Source organism: Burkholderia sp. Ac-20392 (assembly GCF_017104585.1).
GTDB lineage: Bacteria > Pseudomonadota > Gammaproteobacteria > Burkholderiales > Burkholderiaceae > Burkholderia > Burkholderia lata.
In genome coordinates this window covers 1-5,596 of record NZ_JAAGPB010000519.1, presented here as the reverse complement: position 1 = coordinate 5,596, position 5,596 = coordinate 1, and the positions used below count along the sequence as shown (strand labels likewise).

General features: G+C 65.2%; 6 protein-coding genes and 1 pseudogene. 5 read left to right on the top strand and 2 right to left on the bottom strand.

The features are described from left to right. Positions 1-463: 463 nt before the first annotated feature. Together ispH and hpnH are read left to right on the top strand one after the other, a co-directional pair. Positions 464-1,405 (top strand): 4-hydroxy-3-methylbut-2-enyl diphosphate reductase, encoded by a 942-nt coding sequence (gene ispH, locus G3N99_RS33640; RefSeq protein WP_011353721.1) that lies wholly within the window; start codon positions 464-466, stop codon positions 1,403-1,405. Positions 1,406-1,417: 12 nt separating this feature from the next. Next, complete coding sequence (hpnH, locus tag G3N99_RS33635; RefSeq protein WP_174940641.1) at positions 1,418-2,578, top strand: adenosyl-hopene transferase HpnH; 1,161 nt, start codon at positions 1,418-1,420, stop codon at positions 2,576-2,578. Between the two features lie 230 nt (positions 2,579-2,808). Here hpnH and G3N99_RS33630 read toward each other — a convergent pair whose 3' ends face one another. Both G3N99_RS33630 and G3N99_RS33625 read right to left on the bottom strand, forming a co-directional pair. Next, positions 2,809-3,297, bottom strand: a complete 489-nt coding sequence (locus G3N99_RS33630; protein WP_206124525.1) for a hypothetical protein — start codon at positions 3,295-3,297, stop codon at positions 2,809-2,811. Between the two features lie 223 nt (positions 3,298-3,520). Beyond that, positions 3,521-3,898 (bottom strand): hypothetical protein, encoded by a 378-nt coding sequence (locus G3N99_RS33625; RefSeq protein ID WP_174940637.1) that lies wholly within the window; start codon positions 3,896-3,898, stop codon positions 3,521-3,523. A gap of 492 nt (positions 3,899-4,390) precedes the next feature. On the opposite strand from G3N99_RS33625, the gene G3N99_RS33620 reads away from it, so the two are divergent. The 3 genes and pseudogenes from G3N99_RS33620 to G3N99_RS33610 all read left to right on the top strand — a co-directional run. Beyond that, positions 4,391-4,744, top strand: coding sequence for a DOPA 4,5-dioxygenase family protein (locus G3N99_RS33620; protein ID WP_174941829.1), 354 nt, complete (start codon positions 4,391-4,393; stop codon positions 4,742-4,744). Positions 4,745-4,861: 117 nt separating this feature from the next. After that, a complete protein-coding gene (locus G3N99_RS33615) occupies positions 4,862-5,293 on the top strand; it encodes a nuclear transport factor 2 family protein (RefSeq protein WP_206124524.1) in 432 nt (143 codons plus the stop codon). Continuing rightward, positions 5,290-5,596 (top strand): annotated as a pseudogene (locus G3N99_RS33610) (MFS transporter); the annotation flags it as partial. The gene G3N99_RS33615 and the pseudogene G3N99_RS33610, both read left to right, overlap by 4 nt.

Sequence of the window (5,596 nt, the reverse complement as noted above, 5' to 3'; positions counted from 1 at the left end):
GCAGCACGATCCAGATCATCAGCGACAGGCCGGACACCAGGAAAGCGAGAACCAGCATCATCGGCGCGCCTCCTGTCGGGCGCCGGCATCGGCACAATCAATAGGGGTCAGGAACAAAACGCCCGAAGCCGCACGGGCGGCCGGGCAAAACGCGTAAGAATCGACGGTCATCGAATGGCCTTGAAATGAGCGCGACGCCGGGCAGCCGGAGCGGCTGCCCGCGAAACCGCATAGTTTACTGGGTTCCGCGCGCGCCAGCGCCGACGCGGCTCTCCCGCAAATGCAACACGCCAGACACAGCACCAGAGCAAGGACTTGCCGATAGAGTTAAAATGCGCGATTAATTCGGGGTTCCGGGGCCTGGCCGGCCGGTTCGTTCCTGCCTTCATAACATCAAGCCGGGGCGAGCGAGCGAGTGCCAGCTCCTCGAACCCCGGCGTCTGTCGTCGGAGTTCGCTCACCTATGCGAGTCATCCTTGCCCAGCCCCGCGGCTTTTGTGCGGGGGTTGTCCGTGCGATCGAGATCGTCGATCGCGCGCTGCAACAGCACGGTGCGCCGGTCTATGTGCGTCATGAGATCGTGCATAACCGGCATGTCGTCGAAAATCTGCGTAATAAAGGGGCGCGATTCGTTGAGGAACTCGACGAGGTGCCCCACGGCGCTGTCGCGATCTTCAGCGCGCACGGTGTCGCCCAGACGGTCGAGCGCGACGCGGAAACGCGCGGGCTCGACGTGCTCGACGCCACCTGCCCGCTTGTCACGAAAGTGCACGTGCAGGGCCGCCAGTATGTCGCGGCGGGCCGCCGGCTGATCCTGATCGGCCACGCGGGCCACCCGGAAGTCGAGGGTACGATCGGCCAGATTCCGGCCGAGGTGATCCTCGTGCAGAGTGAAGCAGAAGTCGATACGCTGACGGTGCCTGTCGATACGCCGGTTGCGTACATCACGCAGACCACGCTGTCGGTCGACGATACGCGCGGCATCATCGAAGCGCTGCAGCGCCGGTTCACCGACCTCGTCGGCCCGGACACGCGCGACATCTGCTACGCGACGCAAAATCGCCAGGCCGCCGTGCGCGAGCTGAGCGAACAGGTTGACGTGCTGCTCGTCGTCGGTGCGACGAACAGCTCGAACTCGAACCGCCTGCGCGAGATCGGCACCGAAAGTGGTGTGCCGAGCTACCTCGTCGCCGACGGTTCAGAAGTAAAGGCCGAATGGTTCGCGAATGCGAAGACCGTGGGCCTGACCGCCGGGGCGTCCGCGCCCGAGGAAATGGTCGAAGATGTAATCGGCGCGTTGCGCGCACTGGGTCCCGTCGACGTCACGACGATGGCGGGCCGTGAGGAAAAAGTCGAATTCAAGCTGCCGGCGAAGCTCACGCAAGCTGTCGCCCGCGAAGTTTAAGGAGGACATCTCTTGTCTATTCCGCTGCTCCAGCAAGTCCGCGTCGGCGCGTACATCACGCGCCAACACCTGTCCGGCAACAAACGCTATCCGCTCGCGCTGATGCTCGAGCCGCTGTTCCGCTGCAACCTCGCGTGCAACGGCTGCGGCAAGATCGATTACCCGGACCCCATCCTGAACCAGCGTCTGTCCGTCCAGGAATGCCTGGAAGCGGTCGACGAGTGCGGCGCACCGATCGTGTCGATCGCAGGCGGCGAGCCGCTGCTGCACAAGGAAATGCCGGAAATCGTCCGCGGCATCATGAAGCGCAAGAAGTTCGTCTACCTCTGCACGAATGCGCTGCTGATGGAAAAGAAGATGGACGACTACAAGCCGAGCCCGTACTTCGTGTGGTCGGTCCACCTCGACGGCGACCAGCAGGCGCACGACCACTCGGTGTCGCAGGAAGGCGTGTACGACAAGGCCGTCGCGGCGATCAAGGAAGCGAAGCGCCGCGGCTTCCGCGTGAACATCAACTGCACGCTGTTCAACGATGCGGTGCCGGAACGCGTCGCGAAGTTCTTCGATACGCTGAAGCCGATCGGCGTCGACGGCATCACCGTGTCGCCGGGCTACGCGTACGAGCGCGCACCGGATCAGCAGCACTTCCTGAACCGCGACAAGACGAAGAACCTGTTCCGCGAAATCCTGAAGCGTGGTGAAGGCGGCAAGCGCTGGTCGTTCAGCCAGTCGTCGCTGTTCCTCGACTTCCTGGCCGGCAACCAGACGTACAAGTGCACGCCGTGGGGCAACCCGGCGCGTACGGTGTTCGGCTGGCAGAAGCCGTGCTACCTGGTCGGCGAAGGTTACGTGAAGACCTTCAAGGAACTGATGGAAGACACGAACTGGGACAACTACGGCGTCGGCAACTACGAGAAGTGCGCGGACTGCATGGTCCACTGCGGCTTCGAAGCGACCGCCGTGATGGACACGATGGCGCATCCGCTGAAGGCGTTCGCCGTGAGCCGCAAGGGCATCAAGACCGACGGCCCGTTCGCTCCGGACATCCCGATCGACAAGCAGCGCCCGGCCGAGTACGTGTTCTCGCGCCACGTCGAGATCAAGCTCGAGGAAATCCAGCGCGCCGGCAAGGGCAAGCTGCAGAAGGCGGCAAAGCCGGCAGCAGCCGCTTAAGCGCGTTTCGCCACGCGGAGGCCATGCCTCCGCACGGGCGGGAAAAAATGAAGCGCCACGGAGTCCGCTCCGTGGCGCTTTTGTTTTGGGCCGTCGTTTTGCGTCGCGTTTCGCCGTCACCGTATTGATTGCCGCGGCAGCCCTGCTTTCGCCGAAACAACGCGACCGTGTCGCTGCGCCGGTGCGGCCGGCCCTGTCTCCTCCATCCTCCCTGCGAAACCGGTGCGACGCTATGCGGCCAGCGATTCGGCCGCATGCATGCGCATCTTCTCCGCCGCGCTCGCGACGAGTGCCGGCTGGCCGCTCGACGCGAACGTGCAGACATGCTCCCACAGCTCGGCCAGCCGATGCCGCGTGAGCGTCGTGACGCACGTGTCGTTCGCCGCGAGCACATGCTCGAGTACCGCGCATTCGTCGTCGCGCAGCGTCCATGTACCGCTTTGCGCCGCGCGCGCCACGCCCGCATCGAGCGCACGCTCCGCGTCGACGCACAGGTCGATGTCCGCGTCCGCGCTCACCGCATCGTCGAGCGCCAGGAACACCAGGTAGAGACTCGTGCGCAAGCGCATCAGCAGCGCCTCGTTGCCATGCCCGCCGCGCAGCGCGACGAGCGCCATGTGGCATTTCAGCGAGATGTCGCGTGCTTGCACGGGCGGCAGCGGCAGCAGCCATTCGCGGGTCAGCGGCACGTGGCGCCGGTTCTTCCGGGAGCCCTTCATGATTGGCTCCCGTCGGCGGACGCATCGCTCGCGTCGAAAACCGGCCATGCGATGCGGCACGCAACGGCGTCACGGCGCGCATGGCGCGGGTGCTTCGCGCGACGCCACGCGCCGTGTCCGTCGTCGCACCGCTGCGTCGCTCGCGCGTCCGGCAGCCGGCGCGGCGCCGACGCGCGCACGACGCCGGCAAATCGGATCGTGCAAGCCATGCTCGTCTCCTGCATCAGAACGTGTTCTCGCCCTTCAGGTAGTACGCGGTCTTCACGAAGAACGCCTTGACCGGATGGCCGCCCTGCACGTCGCGCGCCGCGCGCGCTTCCATCGCGGCCCGCTCTTCGCGCGACCGGTCCGGCACCGGGTTGTGGACACGTTCGAGCGCACGCTGCATCTCGAGCGGATAGTTCTGGTTGCCGGCCGACGTCGCGCGATAGCCGGCGCGCGTCATCTGCATCAGTTGTGCGTCGGTTTCGGCACGCGCCGCCGACCAGCTCGACAGTGACGCATTCGATGCGCCGTCGATCACGGCAGACTGCGCAAAACTGACGGCGGGCAGCGCAACGAGTGCGCAGGAAAGTACAGCAACGGGAACGAGGGATCGCATAGTGGCCTCCAGGTGGTTGTCCCCGCATCGATCATGTTCGACGATGCGTTGAAACCATCGTATGACGCGCTGCATTCCGCATGAATAGCCGAATCTGCAATTGATATTTTCGGCTTCGAAATCCGGTGCGCAGACCGAGGCACGCACGAATCCCGCCAAACAGGAATTTCTTTATTTCATTCAACGCCCTGATCGCATTTGTTCAGACGATCCGCAGCAGCGCACGCGGCGCTTTTTCAATTTCCGAAATGACGTGTTGCCGATGCGATCGCGGCTGGCGCACCTGCCGGCAAGGCTTCCGGCGTGATATCGCGCGTGCGGATACCTCGATCCCTGGCCCGATCGAATCGAACGGTTCCTGTGATTCAGGACAAGTCATCGCGTCCGGATTGCCGGTTAGCGACACGACGCGCACAGCAAGGACGCGCGATAATCATGCATCGGCCGCTTCGCGCGGCACCTCATGCATTCCCCTTTTTATCGAGTCATTCCATGGCTGCCCTCGACACTACCGCCATCCACAGTTGGCACGCGCACGTCTATTTCGATGCGGCCAGCCGCGACGCGGCCTGGGCGTTTCGCCAGGTCGTCGACGAACGGTTCGGCGCGGTCATCGAACTCGGCCGCTTTCACGAACGCCTCGTCGGCCCGCACCCGGCCTGGTCGTACCAGATCGCGTTCGACGCCGCGCGCTTCGACGACATCGTGCCGTGGCTCGTGCTGAACCACGGCGCGCTCGATATCTTCCTGCATCCGAATACGAACGACGAACTGCGCGACCATCGCGATTGCGCGGTGTGGATCGGCAAGTCGTATGCGCTGAATCTCGACGCGCTGGCCGGATAAGCGCCGGCACGCGGCCGCCTGCGCCGCGTCGACATCCACGTTTCGGGTCGACGTGAAACGTCCCGCAGCGGCGCGCCCATACAGTGGGTTCCGTTATCGATGCTTCCGGAACCCGCCATGTCACACGCCCACGCCGAGGCCCGGCACATTTATGAAGGCTGGCACGCGGCCGTCGTCGCGCGCGACGTCGATGCGCTGATGGCGCTGTATGCCGACGACGCGGTGCTCGAAACGCCGCTGATCGTCGTCACGCTACCCGATCACGGCTCCGGCGTGCTACACGGCAAGGCCGCGATCGGCGCATTCTTCGCGGCCGGCCTGCGCAATCCGGGCAACAAGCTCGGGCGCTGGTACCGCACCGGGCTGTTCTTCTCGAACGGCCACCAGCTCACGTGGGAATATCCGCGCGCCACGCCGGACGGCGACCAGGTCGATCTCGTCGAGGTGATGGATCTGCGCGACGGGCTGATCGCGCATCATCGCGTGTACTGGGGATGGGTCGGCTTTCTCGCGCTGCGAGCCGCCACGCCGGCGCCCGACCGCGCATGACGGCCGCCGCGCCGAACCGCGCCGCGGCCCGCCGCGTGCTCGCCGCGACCTGCGTGAGCTATACGCTCGTGCTGCTCGACGCGTCCATCGTCAACGTCGCGCTCATCGACATCGCCCATACGTTCGGCAGCCGCGTGGCCGGCCTGCAGTGGATCGTGAACGCGTACACGCTCGCGTTCGCGAGCCTGCTGATGACGGGCGGCACGCCCGGCGACCGCCTCGGCTCCCGCTACGTCGTTATCGCCGGTCCCGCGTTCTGCGTCCCTGCGTCGCTCGTTGTGGTGTGCGCCCCGCACCGTCCCT